The following is a 15,101-nucleotide window of genomic DNA, read 5'->3' as shown; positions in this document are numbered from 1 at the left end:
GTCCTCCGTCCCCCGGCTGGTCATCGCCGCGCCGTCGTCCGGCAGCGGCAAGACCACCGTCGCCACGGGGCTGATGGCCGCGTTCGCCGCGCGGGGACTCGCCGTGTCCCCGCACAAGGTCGGACCTGACTACATCGACCCCGGGTACCACGCGCTCGCGACCGGGCGGGTGGGACGGAACCTCGACGCGTACCTGTGCGGTCCCGAGCTGATCGGGCCGCTGTTCGCGCACGGTGCGCGAGGCTGCGACATCGCCGTGGTCGAGGGTGTGATGGGGCTGTACGACGGGGCCGCCGGGGAAGGTGAACTGGCGTCCACCGCGCATGTCGCGAAGCTGCTGCGGGCGCCGGTGGTGCTGGTCGTGGACGCGTCGTCGCAGTCGCGGTCGGTGGCCGCGCTGGTGCACGGGTTCGCCTCCTGGGACCCGGAGGTGCGGGTCGGGGGCGTGATCCTGAACAAGGTGGCCTCCGACCGGCACGAGGAGTTGCTGCGGGAGGCGCTGGAGTCCTCCGGGGTGCCGGTGCTCGGGGTGCTGCGGCGGGCCGCGCAGGTGGACACGCCGTCGCGGCACCTCGGGCTGGTGCCGGTCGCCGAGCGGCGGGCCGACGCGGTGGCGGCGGTGGCCGCGATGGCCGCGCGGGTCTCCGACGGGTGTGAACTCGGGGCGCTGATGGAACTGGCGCGGGGTGCGGGGGCGTTGCCGGGTGCGGCCTGGGACGCGGCCGAGGCGGTGTCCTCGCCCCCGCCCGTCCCCTCCTCGGGGTCTGCCGCCCCTTCGCCCCCCGCTTCGGGGGCTGCCACCCCCGTACCCCCGCTTCGGCCTGAACGGCCTCGTCCTCAAACGCCGGACGGGCTGGAGGGGGTCCCGACCGGCCTTCGTCCACAGGCATCAGACCGGCTGGAGGGGGTGTCGGCCGATCGTCGTCCACAGGCATCAGACCGGCTGGAGGGGGTGTCGGCCGGTCGTCGGCCGCAGGTGTCGGACGGGGTCGGTGGTGGTGTGGCGCGGTCGTCGTGTTCGGGGGGCGGGCGGCCCGTTGTCGCCGTCGCCTCCGGGGCCGCGTTCACCTTCTCCTATGCCGAGCACACCGAGTTGCTGGCCGCCGCGGGGGCCGAGGTGATTCCGTTCGATCCGTTGCGGGACGAGCAGTTGCCGGACGGGACGAGGGGCCTGGTCATCGGTGGCGGCTTCCCCGAGGTGTACGCCGCCGAGCTGTCCGCCAACGAGTCGCTGCGCAAGGCCGTCGGCGCCCTCGCGGAGAGCGGCGCCCCGGTGGCCGCCGAGTGCGCCGGGCTGCTCTACCTGTGCCGGGAACTCGACGGGCTGGCGATGTGCGGCGTGCTGGACGCGAACGCGCGGATGACCGAGCGGCTGACTCTGGGCTACCGGGACGCCGTCGCCGTGAACGACAGTGTGCTGGCCGTCGCGGGCACGCGGGTGCGGGGCCACGAGTTCCACCGGACCGCGGTCGAACCGGGGGCCGGCGCGGCCCCCGCGTGGGGCGTGCGGGCCCCTCGGCCGCGGGTCGAGGGTTTTGTACAGCAGGGCGTGCACGCGAGTTATCTGCACACGCACTGGGCGTCCGAGCCCGGTGTGGCCCGAAGGTTCGTGGAGAGGTGCCGGACGTCATGAACAGCAGCAGGCTGATCGGGGTCGGAGTGGGTCCGGGCGACCCCGAGCTGGTGACCGTGAAGGGCGTCAACGCCCTGCGCGCCGCCGAGGTGGTCGTCGTACCCGTGATGGACACCGGTGAGCGGGGCCGCGCCGAGGCCACCGTGCTGCACTACGTCGGCGCCGGGAAGGTCGTCCGGGTCGTGTTCGCGCTGAACGAGCGCAGCGACCGGGAGCGGCGCGAGGCCGCCTGGGACGAGGCCGGTGCCAGGGTCGCCGCGCTGCTGCGCGAGCACGGGTCCGTCGCCTTCGCCACCATCGGGGACCCGAACGTCTACTCGACCTTCACCTATCTCGCGCAGACCATCGCCGCGCTGGTCCCGGGGGTCGTCGTGGAGACCGTGCCCGGCATCACCGCCATGCAGGACCTCGCGGCGCGCTCCGGTGCCGTGCTCACCGAGGGGACCGAGCCGTTGACGCTGGTGCCGGTGACGGCGGGCGCCGAGGTGCTGAAGGACGCGCTGAGCGGGCCGGGGACGGTCGTGGCGTACAAGTTCGGGCGGCAGGCCGCCGCGGTCGCCGAGGCGCTGCGGGAGACCGGGCGGACCGAGGACGCCGTGTGGGGGTCGGCGCTGGGCCTGGACGAGGAGTCCATCCGGCCGGCCGCCGAGCTCGACGGCTCCCCGCTGCCGTACCTCTCCACGCTCATCGCGCCGCCGCGCCGGGACGGCGGCAGAGGCGGGAAACTGTGAGCGCCTCAGTTGGAGAGGCCCACCACCAGCCAGATGAAGGCGGCACCGGCCACCGTGAACAGCAGGGTGGAGCGGGCCGGGTGCTCGTGGTGCGCCTCGGGCAGGATCTCGGCGGCCGCCAGATAGAGCAGGACACCGCCGAAGAGGCCGAGATAGCCGCCGAGCAGCGCCTCCGGAATGGTGACGAAGACGGTGGACAGGGCACCGACGACCGGCGCGCAGGCGTCGGCGATCAGCATGCCTATCGCCCGGCGGCGCGCGTTGCCGTAGAGGCTCGCGATGGTGAACGTGTTGAAGCCGTCCGCGAAGTCGTGGGCGATCACGGCCAGCGCGACCGCCGTGCCCATGCCGCCGCCCACCTGGAAGGCCGCGCCGATGGCCACACCGTCCATCGCGCTGTGCCCGACCATCGCGCCGGCCGCCGTCAGGCCCACCTCGGGCGCCCGGTGACCGTGCTCGGCGCCGCCGTGCGCGGCCTGCCGGAGGGCCAGCGTGCGTTCCACCAGATGGGCCAGCAGGAAGCCGGCCACGAACAGCAGCAGGGCGGCCGGGACGCCGAAGACCTCCCGGTTCGCCGCGCGCAGCGCCTCCGGCAACAGGTCGAGGCCGACCACCCCGAGCATCAGGCCGCCGGCCAGGCCCAGGACCAGGTGGCGACGGTCGGTCACGCGCTGTGCCGTCCAGCCGCCGGCCAGCGTCATCAGGAACGCGCCGAGCGCGACGTAGACCGCCATGTGCCCTTGCTATCCGATGGACCGGCCTCCGCGCACATCCAGCCCCACCGGTAACAGCCTTTGTCCAGAGAGGACCGATTTCTCATGGCCGATGCCGCCGCCTCCGCCGCTGCCGGCGCCGCCGTCCCCGGTGGCGCCCCCACCGGCAAGGTGACCTTCGTCGGTGCCGGTCCCGGCGCCGCCGATCTGCTGACGTTCCGGGCCGCGCGCGCGATCGCCGAGGCCGACGTGGTGATCTGGGCCGCGAGCCTGGTCCAGGCGGAGGTCCTCCAGCACGCGCGCGAGGACGCGGAGATCCTCGACTCGGCCACGATGTCGCTGGAGGACGTCGTCGCCGTCTACGAGCGGGCCCGTGCCGAGGGGCTGCGGGTGGCCCGCATCCACTCCGGCGACCCGGCCCTGTGGGGCGGTACCCAGGAGCAGGCCGACCGGTGCGCGGAGATCGGCGTGCCGGTCGAGATCGTGCCGGGGGTGTCCTCCTTCTCGGCCGTCGCCGCGCTCGCCGGGCGCGAGCTGACCATTCCGGAGGTCGCCCAGTCCGTGGTCCTGACCCGGCTCGGCGGCGGCAAGACGCCGATGCCGCCGGGCGAGGAGGTACGGGAGTTCGCCCGGCACGGCACCACCATGGCGATCTTCCTCTCCGCGGCCCGCAGCGGGCAGCTGGTGCGGGAGCTGCTGGAGGGCGGCTATCCGACGTCGACCCCGGTGGTCGTCGCCTACCAGGCGACCTGGCCGGAGGAGCTGATCGTCAGGTGCACGATCGAGACGCTGGAGGAGACGGTCAAGGAGCACCGGCTCTGGAAGCACACCCTGTTCCTGGTCGGCCCCGCCCTGGACGCGCACGGCACCCGCTCGCACCTGTACCACCCCGGCCACTTCCACGGCTTCCGCAAGGCCGACCCGGAGGCCCGGAGGGCCCTGCGCGAGCGGGGGGCGAGTACGTGATCACGGTCTTCGGTACGGGCACGGGCGCGCCGCTCCCGGCTGACGCGCTGGCCGGGGCCGAGCTGGTGGTCGGCGGACGGCGCCACCTGGACGCGGCCCGGCTGCCGGAAGGCGCCGAGCGGATCGTCCTCGGGCCGCTGGCGCCCGCGCTCGACGCCGTCGCGGAGTACGTCGGCGCGGACCGGCCGGTGGCCGTGCTGGCCTCCGGCGACCCCGGGTTCTTCGGGATCGTGCGGGCGCTGGCCGAGCGGTTCGGGCCGGAGCGGCTGGAGGTGCGGGCCGGGGTGTCCTCGGTGGCCGCCGCGTTCGCGCGGATCGGGCTGCCCTGGGACGACGCGGTGGTGGTGAGCGCGCACGGGCGGCGGCCGCGCACGGCCGTCCAGGTGTGCCGGGCGCACCCGAAGGTGGCCGTGCTGACGGGGCCGGGGGCCGGCCCGGCGGAGCTGGCGGCCGAGGTGCCCGCGGACCGGCTGCTGGTGGTGGCGAGCGCGCTCGGTGATCCGGAGCGGGAGCGGGTGGAGCGGGTCACGCCCGCCGAGGCGGCCCGCCGGGACTGGGGAGCGGACGTCAGCGTGGTGCTGTGCCTGGATCCGGCGCGGGCGCTCGGTGCGGTGCGCACGGTCGCCGGGGTGCCGGATGGGCCCGCCGGCTGGGCCCTGGACGAGCGGGAGTTCGCCCACCGGGACTCGATGATCACCAAGTTCGAGGTCCGGGCGCTGGCGCTGGCCAGGCTCGGTCCGCGCCTCGGGGACCTGGTCTGGGACGTCGGCGCGGGGTCCGGGTCGGTGGCGGTGGAGTGCGCCCGGCTGGGGTCGGCCGTCGTCGCGGTGGAGAAGGCCGCGGACGGGGTGGAGCGGATCGCGGCCAACGCGCGGGCGCACGGCGTGTACGTGGACGTGGTGCACGGTACGGCGCCCGAGGTGCTGTCCGGGCTCCCGGATCCCGACGCCGTGTTCGTGGGCGGCGGAGGCCGTGAGCTGCCCGCCGTGGTCGGCGCCTGCGCGCGGCGGGCCCGGCGGACGGTGGTGGTCGCGCTGGCCGCCCTGGACCGGGTGCCGGCCGCGCGCGAGGCGCTGACCGGTGCCGGGTTCTCCTGCGACGGAGTGCTGCTGCAGTCGTCGCGCCTGGCGCCGCTGCCCGGGGACGTCACCCGGCTGGCGGCGGCCAACCCGGTGTTCCTGCTGTGGGGGAATCGGATCCCCCGTTCCGAAGATCCGTCCGGAGATCCGTCCGGAGAAGGAGTTGCTCAGTGATCGGCCTCATTTCCGCCACCGCGGCGGGGGCGGCGGCACGCGACCGGCTGGCCGCGGCGTGGCCGGACCGCACGCGGGTGTACGACGGTCCGGTCCAGGACGCCGTGCGGTCCGCGTTCGCGGAGTGCGGGCAACTGGTCTGTTTCCTCGCCACGGGCGCGGTGGTCCGGCTGATCGCCCCGCTGCTGGGCGACAAGACGGCCGACCCGGGTGTGGTCTGCGTCGACGAGGGCGGCCGGTTCGCCGTGTCCCTGGTCGGCGGGCACGCGGGCGGCGCGAACGACCTCGCCCGGGAGGTGGCCGCGGTACTGGCCGCGCAGCCCGTGGTGACCACCGCGACGGACGCCGTCGGACTGCCCGGCCTCGACACCCTGGGTTTCCCGGCCGAGGGCTCGGTGGCGGCGGTGTCCCGGGCGCTGCTCGACGGCGAACCGGTCGCCCTGCGCGCCGAGTCGACGTGGCCGCTGCCGGCGCTGCCGCTCGCCGCGGAGGGCGCGTACACGGTCCGGCTGACCGACCGCGCGGTCGAACCGGCCGAGCGTGAGGTGCTGTTGCGCCCGCCGTCCCTGGTCGTGGGCGTCGGCGCCTCCCGGGGCGCCCCCGCGGACGAGGTGTTCGACCTGGTCGTGGGCGCGTTGCGGGACGCCGGGCTCTCCCCGGCCAGCGTCGCCGAACTCGCCACCGTCGACGCCAAGGCCGAGGAGCCCGGCATCGTGGCGGCGGCCGCCCGGCTCGGGGTCCCCCTGGTGACGTACCCGGCCGAGGAGTTGGCCGCGGTGACGGTGCCGAACCCCTCCGACGCACCGCTCGCCGCCGTCGGCACCCCGTCCGTCGCCGAGGCCGCCGCCCTGCTGCGCGGCGGCGAACTCCTCGTACCCAAGCGGAAGTCGGACCCCGAGGACGGCCGGCCCGCCATGGCGACCTGTGCCGTCGTACGCCGGTCCCCGCGCGGCCGGCTCGCGGTCGTCGGGCTCGGACCCGGCGCCCGTGACCTGCTCACCCCGCGGGCGCTGGCCGAACTCCGGCGCGCCTCCGTGCTGGTGGGGCTCGACCAGTACGTCGACCAGATCCGCGACCTGCTGCGGCCCGGCACCCGGGTCCTGGAGTCGGGTCTCGGCGCCGAGGAGGAGCGGGCCCGGACGGCGGTCGCCGAGGCGCGTGCCGGGCACGCCGTCGCGCTGATCGGCAGCGGCGACGCAGGCGTGTACGCGATGGCCTCCCCCGCGCTCGCCGAGGCCTCCGACGACATCGACGTGGTCGGCGTCCCGGGTGTCACCGCGGCGCTCGCCGCCGGGGCCGTCCTCGGCGCGCCGCTGGGCCACGACCACGTCTCCATCAGCCTGTCCGACCTGCACACGCCCTGGGAGGTCATCGAGCGCCGGGTACGGGCCGCCGCCGAGGCGGACATCGTGGTGACCTTCTACAACCCGCGCTCCAGGGGCCGTGACTGGCAGCTGCCGAAGGCGCTGGCGATCCTGGCCGGGCACCGCGAGGCGACGACGCCCGTCGGTGTCGTGCGCAACGCCTCGCGCCCCGACGAGTCGAGCCGGGTGACCACCCTGGGCGAGATGGACCCGGCATGGGTCGACATGATGACCGTCGTGACCGTCGGCAACACGGCGACCAGGAACATCGCCGGGCGGATGGTCACCCCGCGCGGTTACCGCTGGCAGGAGACCGCGTCGGAGGGGGCCGAGTGAACCGGGTCGTCCATCCCATCGAGGAGGAGTCCTACCGGCGGATGCGCGCCCGCCTGGACACCTCGCACCTCCCGCCGCTGACCCGCGCCGTCGTGGAGCGGGTCGTGCACTCCGCCGCCGACCTGGAGTACGCGGCCGACCTCGTCACCGACGAGGCGGACCTGGCGGCGGCGCACGCCGCGCTGCACGCCGGGGCGCCGGTCGTCGTGGACGTGGCGATGGTCGCCGCCGGCATCACCCGCCGGGAGACCGTGTGCCGGCTGCCCGACGCCGGCTCCGCTGCCGGGCTGACCCGTTCCGCGCACGCGGTCCGGCTCGCCTACGAGCAGGTCGGGCCCGGCGCCCTGTGGGTCATCGGCAACGCGCCGACCGCCCTGGAGGAGCTGCTGACGCTGGACGCCGCTCCCGCGCTCGTCATCGGCCTGCCCGTCGGTTTCGTCGGCGCGGTCGAGTCCAAGGCCGCGTTGCGGGCGAGCGGGCTGCCCGCCGTGAGCAACGTGTCCGAGAAGGGCGGCTCTGCGGTCGCCGCCGCCGCGCTCAACGCCCTGCTGTACCACCCCACTTCCGAGGAGACACCGTGAACACCCCGCCCGCCCTGCTCATCGCCGGCCATGGCACCCGGGACGAAGCCGGGGCCGAGGCGTTCCGTGACTTCGTGAGGGAGTTGGGCCGCCGCAATCCCGAACTGCCCGTCGCCGGCGGCTTCATCGAGCTGTCGCCGCCCCCGCTGGGGGAGGCGGTCGCCGAGCTGGTGGAACGCGGCGTGCGCCGTTTCGCCGCCGTACCGCTGATGCTGGTCTCCGCCGGTCACGCCAAGGGCGACATCCCGGCCGCGCTGGCCCGCGAGAAGGAACGGCACCCGGGGATCTCCTACACCTACGGGCGGCCGCTGGGTCCGCACCCCGCGCTGCTGACCGTGCTGGAGCGGCGCATCGACGAGGCGCTGGGCGCCGACGGCGGACGGGCCCCGCTGGACCGGGCGGACGTCACGGTGCTGCTGGTGGGCCGGGGTTCCACGGATCCCGACGCCAACGCCGAGGTGCACCGGGCGGCGCGGCTGCTGTGGGAGGGCCGCGGCTACTCCGGTGTGGAGACGGCGTTCGTGTCGCTGGCCGCGCCGGACGTGCCGAGCGGGCTCGACCGGTGTCTGAGACTGGGGGCGCGCCGGATCGTGGTGCTGCCGTACTTCCTGTTCACCGGGATCCTGCCGGAGCGGGTGCGGCAGCAGACCGAGGGCTGGGCGGCCGCGCACCCGGAGGCCGAGGTGCGCTCGGCGGACGTCATCGGACCCGAGCCGGAGCTGCTCGACCTGGTGATGGAGCGGTACCGGGAGGCGGCCGCGGACGCGGTGCGGATGAACTGCGACTCGTGCGTGTACCGGATCGCGCTGCCCGGCTTCGAGGACAAGGTCGGACTGCCGCAGCAGCCGCACTTCCATCCCGACGACGACGGCGACGAGCACGGACACGGGCACGGGCACCACCATCACGGCGGGCACGCGCATGCCCACTGACGGCGGCTCCGGCGGCTCCGGGGACCCGCACGACCTGCGTCACCACGGCGACGCCGAGGTCCGCGACGCCGGCTCCGCCCTCGTCGACCTCGCGGTCAACGTTCGGGCCGACACTCCCCCGGCCTGGCTGCGGGAGCGGATAGCCGGGTCGCTGGGCGGTCTCGCGGCCTATCCGGACGGCCGGGCGGCGCGGGCGGCGGTCGCGGCACGGCACGGGCTGCCGGTGGAACGGGTGCTGCTGACGGCGGGCGCCGCCGAGGCGTTCGTCCTGCTGGCGCGGGCGCTGAAGGTGCGCCGGCCGGTGGTGGTGCATCCGCAGTTCACCGAGCCGGAGATGGCGCTGCGGGACGCCGGGCACACCGTGGGCCGGGTGCTGCTGCGGGAGGCGGACGGGTTCCGGCTCGATCCGGCGGCCGTGCCGGAGGACGCCGACCTGGTGGTGATCGGCAATCCGACCAATCCGACGTCGGTGCTGCATCCCGCCGGGGCCGTCGCCCGGCTCGCCCGGCCCGGGCGGACGCTGGTGGTGGACGAGGCGTTCATGGACGCGGTGCCGGGTGAGCGGGAGGCGCTGGCCGCGCGGACCGACGTACCGGGGCTGGTGGTGCTGCGGAGCCTGACGAAGACGTGGGGGCTGGCCGGGCTGCGGGTCGGCTACGCGCTGGCCGCGCCGGAGACCGTCGCCGAGCTGTCCCGGGCGCAGCCGTTGTGGCCGGTGTCGGCGCCGGCGCTGGTGGCGGCCGAGGCGTGCGTGGCGCCGCGCGCGCTGGCGGAGGCGGCGCACGCGGCGCACCGGGTGGCGGCCGACCGGGCCCATCTGGTGGCGGGTCTCGAGGAGTTCGCGCCGGAGGGGGTGCGGGTGGCGGGGCCCGCGGAGGGGCCGTTCGTGCTCGTCCGGATGGCCGGGGCGGCCGCGGTGCGGCGGCAGTTGCGGGTGCTGGGCTACGCGGTGCGGCGCGGGGACACGTTTCCCGGGCTGGACGAGGAGTGGCTGCGGATCGCGGTGCGGGACCGGGGGACGGTGAACGGGTTCCTGCAGGCGCTGGACCGGGCGCTGACCCTGGTCGGGGGGTAGGAGAGCGGGGACTGCGCGCCGTTGCCGACCGCCGGTCGCCTGTGGCCGGTCGCGCAGTTCCCCGCGCCCCTGACGGGGGCGCTACCGCTTGCGTCGGGCGACAGTCACCGCCCCCGCGCCCGCCAGGAGCAGCGCCAGCGCCCCTCCCGCCACATACGGCGTCAGTGAGCTGCCGCCCGTCTCGGCGAGGTCGGTCTCCTTCGCCGGGGCGCCCTGGGGTTCGACGTCGGTCACCGGACCGGCCGAGCCGGACGCGGCGGCCTGGTCGGACGGGGCGGCCTGGGCCGGCGGGGTCTCACAGGTCGCCTTCGCCAGGGTCAGCGTGCCCTCCACGTCCGCCACGTTCAGCTTCAGCGGGTTCACGGAGATCTTGAGTTCCAGGGCGCTGGCCGCCGCCGTCGTGGAGGTCGTCTCGCGCTTGGACAGGTCGAGGCGGACCTCGCCGACGCCGGGGACACGGACGTCGGTGGGGCCGCCGGCGCTCAGCGTGATCCGCTTGCCGAGGACCGTGACGGCGCCGAGCACGTTCGCCTCGGCCACCGGGTGTTCGCCGGTCTCGCAGGTGGCCCTGGAGGTGACCGTGTCCAGTTCGACGAGGGAGAGCAGGGGCAGGCCGGGCAGGTGCAGGCGGGCGTGGGCCAGGTGGACCGAGCCCTCGGCCACGCCCTCCGAGACGGTCGCCTTCGCCGAGGCGACGTCGGCGCTCAGGACGTTGAACGGCTTGCCGCCGTCGACTCCGTCGAGGGTGGCGGTCAGCGCGGTGCGGTCGGCGCTCTGCGGGGCCCGGACCTCGTTCAGGGTGACCGCGAGCGGGACGTTCACGGTCTTGTTCAGGAGAGAGACGTCCAGGCCGGTGCGGAGCACGACCGCGCTCGCCCGGCCCTGGCCGGTGGTCGCGTGCGCGGTGCCCGCGCCCGCCAGGACCGCGGGACCGGCGACCAGGGCGGTGGCCGCCGCGACGGTCGCGAGACGGCGTGCGGGCATACGGAAGGTGTCGCTGTTCACGGTGGTGGGACCCCCAGAGGAAACTTGCTCGGGACCCGCCAAGAATTACGCACTGTGGGTGAACGGGCGGCGATCCAGCGTGACTTCACTCATTAGTGGACTTTCCGCGCGCACATTCGAACCCTCGCGCACAGTCGTTCCCCTACTCGACGATCCGCCCGTTCAGCACCACCCGTCGGGGGGACGCGAGGACGCGTACGTCCGCGCGCGGGTCGCTCTCGTACACCACCAGGTCCGCCGGCGCGCCCTCCTCCAGGCCGGGCCTGCCGAGCCAGGCGCGGGCCGCCCAGCTGGTCGCGGCGAGCGCGTCGACGGCCGGGATCCCGGCCGTGACCAGTTCGGCGACCTCGCCCGCGACCAGGCCGTGGGCGAGCGAACCGCCGGCGTCGGTGCCGACGTACACCGGGATGCCCGCGTCGTAGGCGGAGCGCACGGTGTCGTAGCGGCGTTCGTGGAGCCGGCGCATGTGGGCCGACCAGCGCGGGAACCGGGCGTCGCCGCCGGCCGCCAGCCGCGGGAAGGTGGCGATGTTGACGAGGGTCGGGACGATGGCCACACCGCGGGCGGCGAAGAGCGGGATCAGCTCCTCCGTCAGGCCCGTGGCGTGCTCGATGCAGTCGATGCCGGCCTCGACCAGGTCCTGCAGCGAGTCCTCGGCGAAGCAGTGGGCGGTGACCCGGGCGCCGAGCCGGTGCGCCTCGGCGATCGCCGCCTGCACCGCGTCCCTCGGCCAGCTGGGGGCCAGGTCGCCGAGGTCGCGGTCGATCCAGTCGCCGACCAGTTTGACCCAGCCGTCACCGCGCCGGGCCTCCTGGGCGACGTACGCGACCAGGTCCTCGGGCTCGATCTCGTGGGCGAAGTTCCTGATGTAGCGGCGGGTGCGGGCGATGTGCCGGCCGGCCCGGACGATCTTCGGGAGGTCCTCGCGGTCGTCGACCCAGCGGGTGTCGGAGGGCGACCCGGCGTCCCGGATCAGCAGGGTGCCGGCCTCGCGGTCGGTGAGGGCCTGCTTCTCGGCGGTCTCCGCGTCGACCGGCCCGTCCGGGCCGAGACCGACGTGGCAGTGGGCGTCCACGAGACCGGGGAGCGCCCAGCCCTCGACGGTCCGCACGTCACGGGCGCCGGCGGGACGGTCGTGGGAGACACGGCCGTCCACCACCCACAGTTCGTCACGGACGTCCTCGGGTCCCGTCAGGACCCGGCCCTTCACGTGCAGCACCGGTCGATCGCTCATGGGGCTCAGCCTAGGACGACGGGAAGTCCCTCATCGAGGCGGCTCAGCAGCCGGCCGCCGTGCGCCCGGGGGGCGTCGAAACCGCGCGGGCACTCCTCGCCGTCCGCACGGAGCACCTCCGGGACCAGGACGGAGGCCGGGTCGGTGTCCTGGGCGAGGTCCAGGTAGGCGGGCGCGAGGACGGCGCCGTGCAGGGTGCCGCCGACGAGGTCGGGGGCGAACTCGCCGGACAGGACGGTCACCCGGGTCCTCAGATCGCCGTGGATCATGACGAGCTTGTCGGTCGTGTGGCCTATGAAGGCGTCCACGAGGACACTGCCCAGCACCAGCAGCTTGGCGTCGCCCTCGAGGTAGACGTTGGCGGCGCGCAGGTCGCCGAGGACGACCAGGGCCGGGCACCCGTCGTCGAGGTTGAACACGGTGCCCCCGACGGTCAGGTCGCCGTCGACCACGATCCCGGTGCCGGAGGTCTCGGCGGTGTCCAGGTCCAGCTCACCGGTGATCGTGACCGGGCCGGGGAGGATGTCGTACGGCTCCTCGTAGAGGTTCTCGTACGACGACTCGGGCAGTCCGCGGCGCTCGAACAGGGCGACGGCGTCGTCCCAGCCCCGCTCCAGGTGATCGGTGTTCATGGCCGAACCCTCGCACACGGCACCGACAGCGGGGCCCGCCCGTCTACTCGGAGGACTCCTCCTCCACCTGGGCCATGGCCGGGTCCAGCAGCCGGGACAGGAAGTGGCGGGTGCGCTCGTGCGTGGGGTCGCCGATCACCCGGTCCGGCGTACCGTCCTCCACGATCACCCCGCCGTCCATGAAGACGACCCGGTCGGCGACCTCCCGGGCGAAGGACATCTCGTGGGTGACGACCATCATCGTCATGCCTTCCCGGGCCAGCATCCGCATCACCGCGAGGACGTCCCCGACCAGTTCCGGGTCGAGGGCCGAGGTCGGCTCGTCGAAGAGCATCACCTCGGGGCCCATCGACAGCGCGCGGGCGATCGCCACGCGCTGCTGCTGGCCGCCGGAGAGGGAGGCGGGGTAGGCGTCCGCCTTCTCGGACAGGCCGACGCGGGCGAGGTTCTCGCCGGCGACCCGTGCGGCCTGCGCCTTGTCCCGCCGGAGCACCCGGCGCTGCGGCAGCGTGAGGTTCTCGGTCACCGTGAGGTGCGGGAAGAGGTTGAACTGCTGGAAGACCATGCCGATACGGCGGCGTACGGCGTCGATGTCGACATCCGGGTCGGTCAGCTCCGTGCCGCCGACGAACACCTGGCCCCTGCTCGGCTCCTCCAGGAGGTTGACGCAGCGCAGCAGGGTCGACTTGCCGGAGCCCGACGGGCCGATGACGCACACGACCTCGCCCTGGCCGATCTCCAGGTCGATGCCGCGCAGCACCTCGTTGTCGCCGAAGGACTTGTACAGGTCCTTCACCGTGATCTCGGACCGGCTCATTTCACGGCCTCCCGGGCCTTCGCCTCCATGCGCCGCACCACGAAGCCGAGCGGGATCGTGACCAGCAGGTAGCAGAGTCCGGCGACCAGGATCGGCGTGGAGTTGGCGGTCGTACTGGCCAGGTCCCGGCCGTACTTGGACAGTTCGCGCTCCTCCAGGGTGACGCCGAGGAGCAGCACCAGGGAGGAGTCCTTGAAGAGGATCACGAACTCGTTGGTCAGCGGCGGCAGGATGATCCGGAAAGCCTGCGGGATGATGACGGAGACCATGGCACGGGCGGGCGAGAAGCCGAGCGAACGCGCCGCCTCCATCTGTCCCTTGGGTACGGCCTGGATGCCGGCGCGGAAGGTCTCGGCCAGATAGGCGGCGCCGACCAGACCGAGGGCGATGGCGGCCTTGCCGTACGTGCCGCCGACGATCTCCGTGCCGGGGAAGGCGAGCGGCACCGCCACCCCGATGAAGATGAAGATCAGCAGGGCGGGCAGACCGCGGAAGATCTCGATGTAGACGCCGGCGACCCAGCGGTAGGGGGCGACGGACGACAGGCGCATCAGCGCGACCACCAAGCCCAGCACCAGGGCGAAGACGAACCCGGACACCGTGTAGAGCACGGTGTTCTTCAGCGCCAGCGTGATGACGTCCGGGAACATCTGCCGGGCGATGCTCCACTGCGCGAACTGGTTCTTCAGCCGCCCCCAGTCGGCGCCGACCGCGAACGCGACCACCGCGGCGACGAAGACGACGTACTGCGCGCCGCGCGACAGGCGGCGCTTCTGCCGCCGGGTCAGGCCCTTCCTGCGGGGCTGGAGTTCGGTGTCCGCGGAGGTCATGAGGCGGCCGGAGAGGCCGCGGACGCGTCGTACGGGCCGATCCACTTCTCGTACAGCTTCTTGTAGGTGCCGTCGGCCTTGGCGTCCGCGATCGCCCTGTCGACGGCCGCGAGCAGCTTGGTGTTGCCCTTCTTGACCGTGAAGCCGTACTGCTCACCGGTGTTGATCTGGCCGGCGACCTGGAAGGCGGCGGCGTTGGCCTTGTCCTTCAGCCAGCCCTGGACCACGGGGTAGTCGATGACGACGGCCTTGACCTGGCCGGTGCGCAGTCCGTTGAGGACGGCGTCGGAGGACTCGAAGGAGACCGGGTCGAAGCCCTGCGCCCTGGCGTAGTCCTCGCCGGTGGTCTGCGCCTGGGTGCCCAGCGGCACCTTCTTGGCCTTGGCGTCGGCGAGCGAGGTGACGCCGCTGCCCTTGGCCACGAGGAGGGCCTGGGTGGCGTCGAAGTACGGGGTGGAGAAGTCGACGTTCTTCTTGCGCTCGGCGGTGATGGTCATGCCGGCCGCGGCCAGGTCGCACTCGCCGGAGTTGAGGAAGGCGCCGGTCTTGAAGTTCTCGAAGGGCGTGTCGAGGATCTGCTGCTTCACGCCGAGGTCCTTGGCGACGAGGTCGACCATCGAGACGTCGAAGCCCTGCACCTTGCCGTCGATCTCCGACTGGAACGGCGGGTACGGCAGGTGGGTGCAGGTGGTGAGCTGTCCGGCCTTGACGAGTTCGACCCCGCCGGCGGCCGTTCTGGAGGCACTGAAGCCGTTCCCGCTCGACGTGCAGCCGGCCACCAGGGCCAGCCCGGCCGCGGCGGTGGCGGCGGCCAGGGCGCGAGCCCGGCGGCGCCCGGGGAGCGTGGTCACGAGACCTCCCGTGAGTCTGTGGCGGAGCTGTGCATTCCGGTTCTGCGGGTTCCGATTATAAGGAGATGTTTGGTTCTCTCAAATCAAACCGTTGGCGGTGGAGCTGTCCGGCCTAAGAAGTCGCCGGTCGGAGGGGGTGAGCGCCCGC

General features: G+C 74.0%; 14 protein-coding genes and 1 pseudogene. 8 read left to right on the top strand and 7 right to left on the bottom strand.

Features of this window, described 5'->3' with window-relative positions:
• Position 1 precedes the first annotated feature (1 nt).
• Positions 2 to 1,633: pseudogene (locus tag ACFY3I_RS14735) on the top strand (cobyrinate a,c-diamide synthase); the annotation flags it as partial.
• Positions 1,618 to 2,364 carry a precorrin-2 C(20)-methyltransferase gene (gene cobI, locus ACFY3I_RS14730; RefSeq protein ID WP_365283542.1) on the top strand — a complete coding sequence of 249 codons (747 nt, stop codon included), beginning with the start codon at positions 1,618 to 1,620 and terminating at the stop codon, positions 2,362 to 2,364. The pseudogene ACFY3I_RS14735 and the gene cobI, both read left to right, overlap by 16 nt.
• Before the next feature lie 5 nt (positions 2,365 to 2,369).
• Here the strand turns inward: cobI and ACFY3I_RS14725 are convergent, their stop codons facing one another.
• The gene (locus ACFY3I_RS14725; RefSeq protein WP_390860836.1) at positions 2,370 to 3,098 is read right to left on the bottom strand and encodes a ZIP family metal transporter; all 729 of its coding nucleotides are present in this window, start codon (positions 3,096 to 3,098) and stop codon (positions 2,370 to 2,372) included.
• A gap of 84 nt (positions 3,099 to 3,182) precedes the next feature.
• On the opposite strand from ACFY3I_RS14725, the gene cobM reads away from it, so the two are divergent.
• From cobM to cobC, 6 genes are read left to right on the top strand one after another with little or no spacing between them, the layout of a single operon-like run.
• Complete coding sequence (gene cobM / locus ACFY3I_RS14720) at positions 3,183 to 4,043, top strand: precorrin-4 C(11)-methyltransferase (RefSeq protein ID WP_390860835.1); 861 nt, start codon at positions 3,183 to 3,185, stop codon at positions 4,041 to 4,043.
• Positions 4,040 to 5,296, top strand: coding sequence for a precorrin-6y C5,15-methyltransferase (decarboxylating) subunit CbiE (gene cbiE, locus ACFY3I_RS14715; protein ID WP_390860834.1), 1,257 nt, complete (start codon positions 4,040 to 4,042; stop codon positions 5,294 to 5,296). The genes cobM and cbiE overlap by 4 nt, the downstream gene beginning before the upstream one ends.
• Entirely contained in the window at positions 5,293 to 6,996 is a 1,704-nt protein-coding gene (cobJ, locus tag ACFY3I_RS14710; RefSeq protein ID WP_390860833.1) for a precorrin-3B C(17)-methyltransferase, read from the top strand. The genes cbiE and cobJ overlap by 4 nt, the downstream gene beginning before the upstream one ends.
• Positions 6,993 to 7,577, top strand: a complete 585-nt coding sequence (locus tag ACFY3I_RS14705; protein WP_390860832.1) for a precorrin-8X methylmutase — start codon at positions 6,993 to 6,995, stop codon at positions 7,575 to 7,577. Before cobJ ends, ACFY3I_RS14705 begins: the two co-directional genes overlap by 4 nt.
• The gene (locus ACFY3I_RS14700) at positions 7,574 to 8,509 is read left to right on the top strand and encodes a sirohydrochlorin chelatase (protein WP_390860831.1); all 936 of its coding nucleotides are present in this window, start codon (positions 7,574 to 7,576) and stop codon (positions 8,507 to 8,509) included. Before ACFY3I_RS14705 ends, ACFY3I_RS14700 begins: the two co-directional genes overlap by 4 nt.
• On the top strand, positions 8,499 to 9,584 hold the full coding sequence (gene cobC / locus ACFY3I_RS14695) for an Rv2231c family pyridoxal phosphate-dependent protein CobC (RefSeq protein WP_390860830.1): 1,086 nt from the start codon (positions 8,499 to 8,501) through the stop codon (positions 9,582 to 9,584). Before ACFY3I_RS14700 ends, cobC begins: the two co-directional genes overlap by 11 nt.
• Before the next feature lie 81 nt (positions 9,585 to 9,665).
• Here the strand turns inward: cobC and ACFY3I_RS14690 are convergent, their stop codons facing one another.
• The 6 genes from ACFY3I_RS14690 to ACFY3I_RS14665 form a co-directional block, all read right to left on the bottom strand.
• Entirely contained in the window at positions 9,666 to 10,589 is a 924-nt protein-coding gene (locus ACFY3I_RS14690; protein ID WP_390860829.1) for an SCO1860 family LAETG-anchored protein, read from the bottom strand.
• 142 nt (positions 10,590 to 10,731) lie between these two features.
• Positions 10,732 to 11,823, bottom strand: a complete 1,092-nt coding sequence (locus tag ACFY3I_RS14685) for an amidohydrolase family protein (RefSeq protein WP_390860828.1) — start codon at positions 11,821 to 11,823, stop codon at positions 10,732 to 10,734.
• 5 nt (positions 11,824 to 11,828) lie between these two features.
• Positions 11,829 to 12,455, bottom strand: coding sequence for a hypothetical protein (locus ACFY3I_RS14680; protein WP_390860827.1), 627 nt, complete (start codon positions 12,453 to 12,455; stop codon positions 11,829 to 11,831).
• A 43-nt stretch (positions 12,456 to 12,498) separates the two neighbouring features.
• Positions 12,499 to 13,272 (bottom strand): amino acid ABC transporter ATP-binding protein, encoded by a 774-nt coding sequence (locus ACFY3I_RS14675; RefSeq protein ID WP_365283522.1) that lies wholly within the window; start codon positions 13,270 to 13,272, stop codon positions 12,499 to 12,501.
• Positions 13,269 to 14,102 (bottom strand): amino acid ABC transporter permease, encoded by an 834-nt coding sequence (locus ACFY3I_RS14670; protein WP_390860826.1) that lies wholly within the window; start codon positions 14,100 to 14,102, stop codon positions 13,269 to 13,271. Before ACFY3I_RS14670 ends, ACFY3I_RS14675 begins: the two co-directional genes overlap by 4 nt.
• Complete coding sequence (locus ACFY3I_RS14665; protein ID WP_390860825.1) at positions 14,099 to 14,953, bottom strand: ABC transporter substrate-binding protein; 855 nt, start codon at positions 14,951 to 14,953, stop codon at positions 14,099 to 14,101. Before ACFY3I_RS14665 ends, ACFY3I_RS14670 begins: the two co-directional genes overlap by 4 nt.
• Between the last annotated feature and the right edge of the window lie 148 nt (positions 14,954 to 15,101).

Source organism: Streptomyces sp. NPDC001068, assembly GCF_042897315.1.
In the GTDB taxonomy this organism is placed as follows: Bacteria; Actinomycetota; Actinomycetes; order Streptomycetales; family Streptomycetaceae; genus Streptomyces.
Note: the sequence above shows the minus strand (reverse complement) of the source record. Positions and strands in the feature narration are given on the sequence as shown.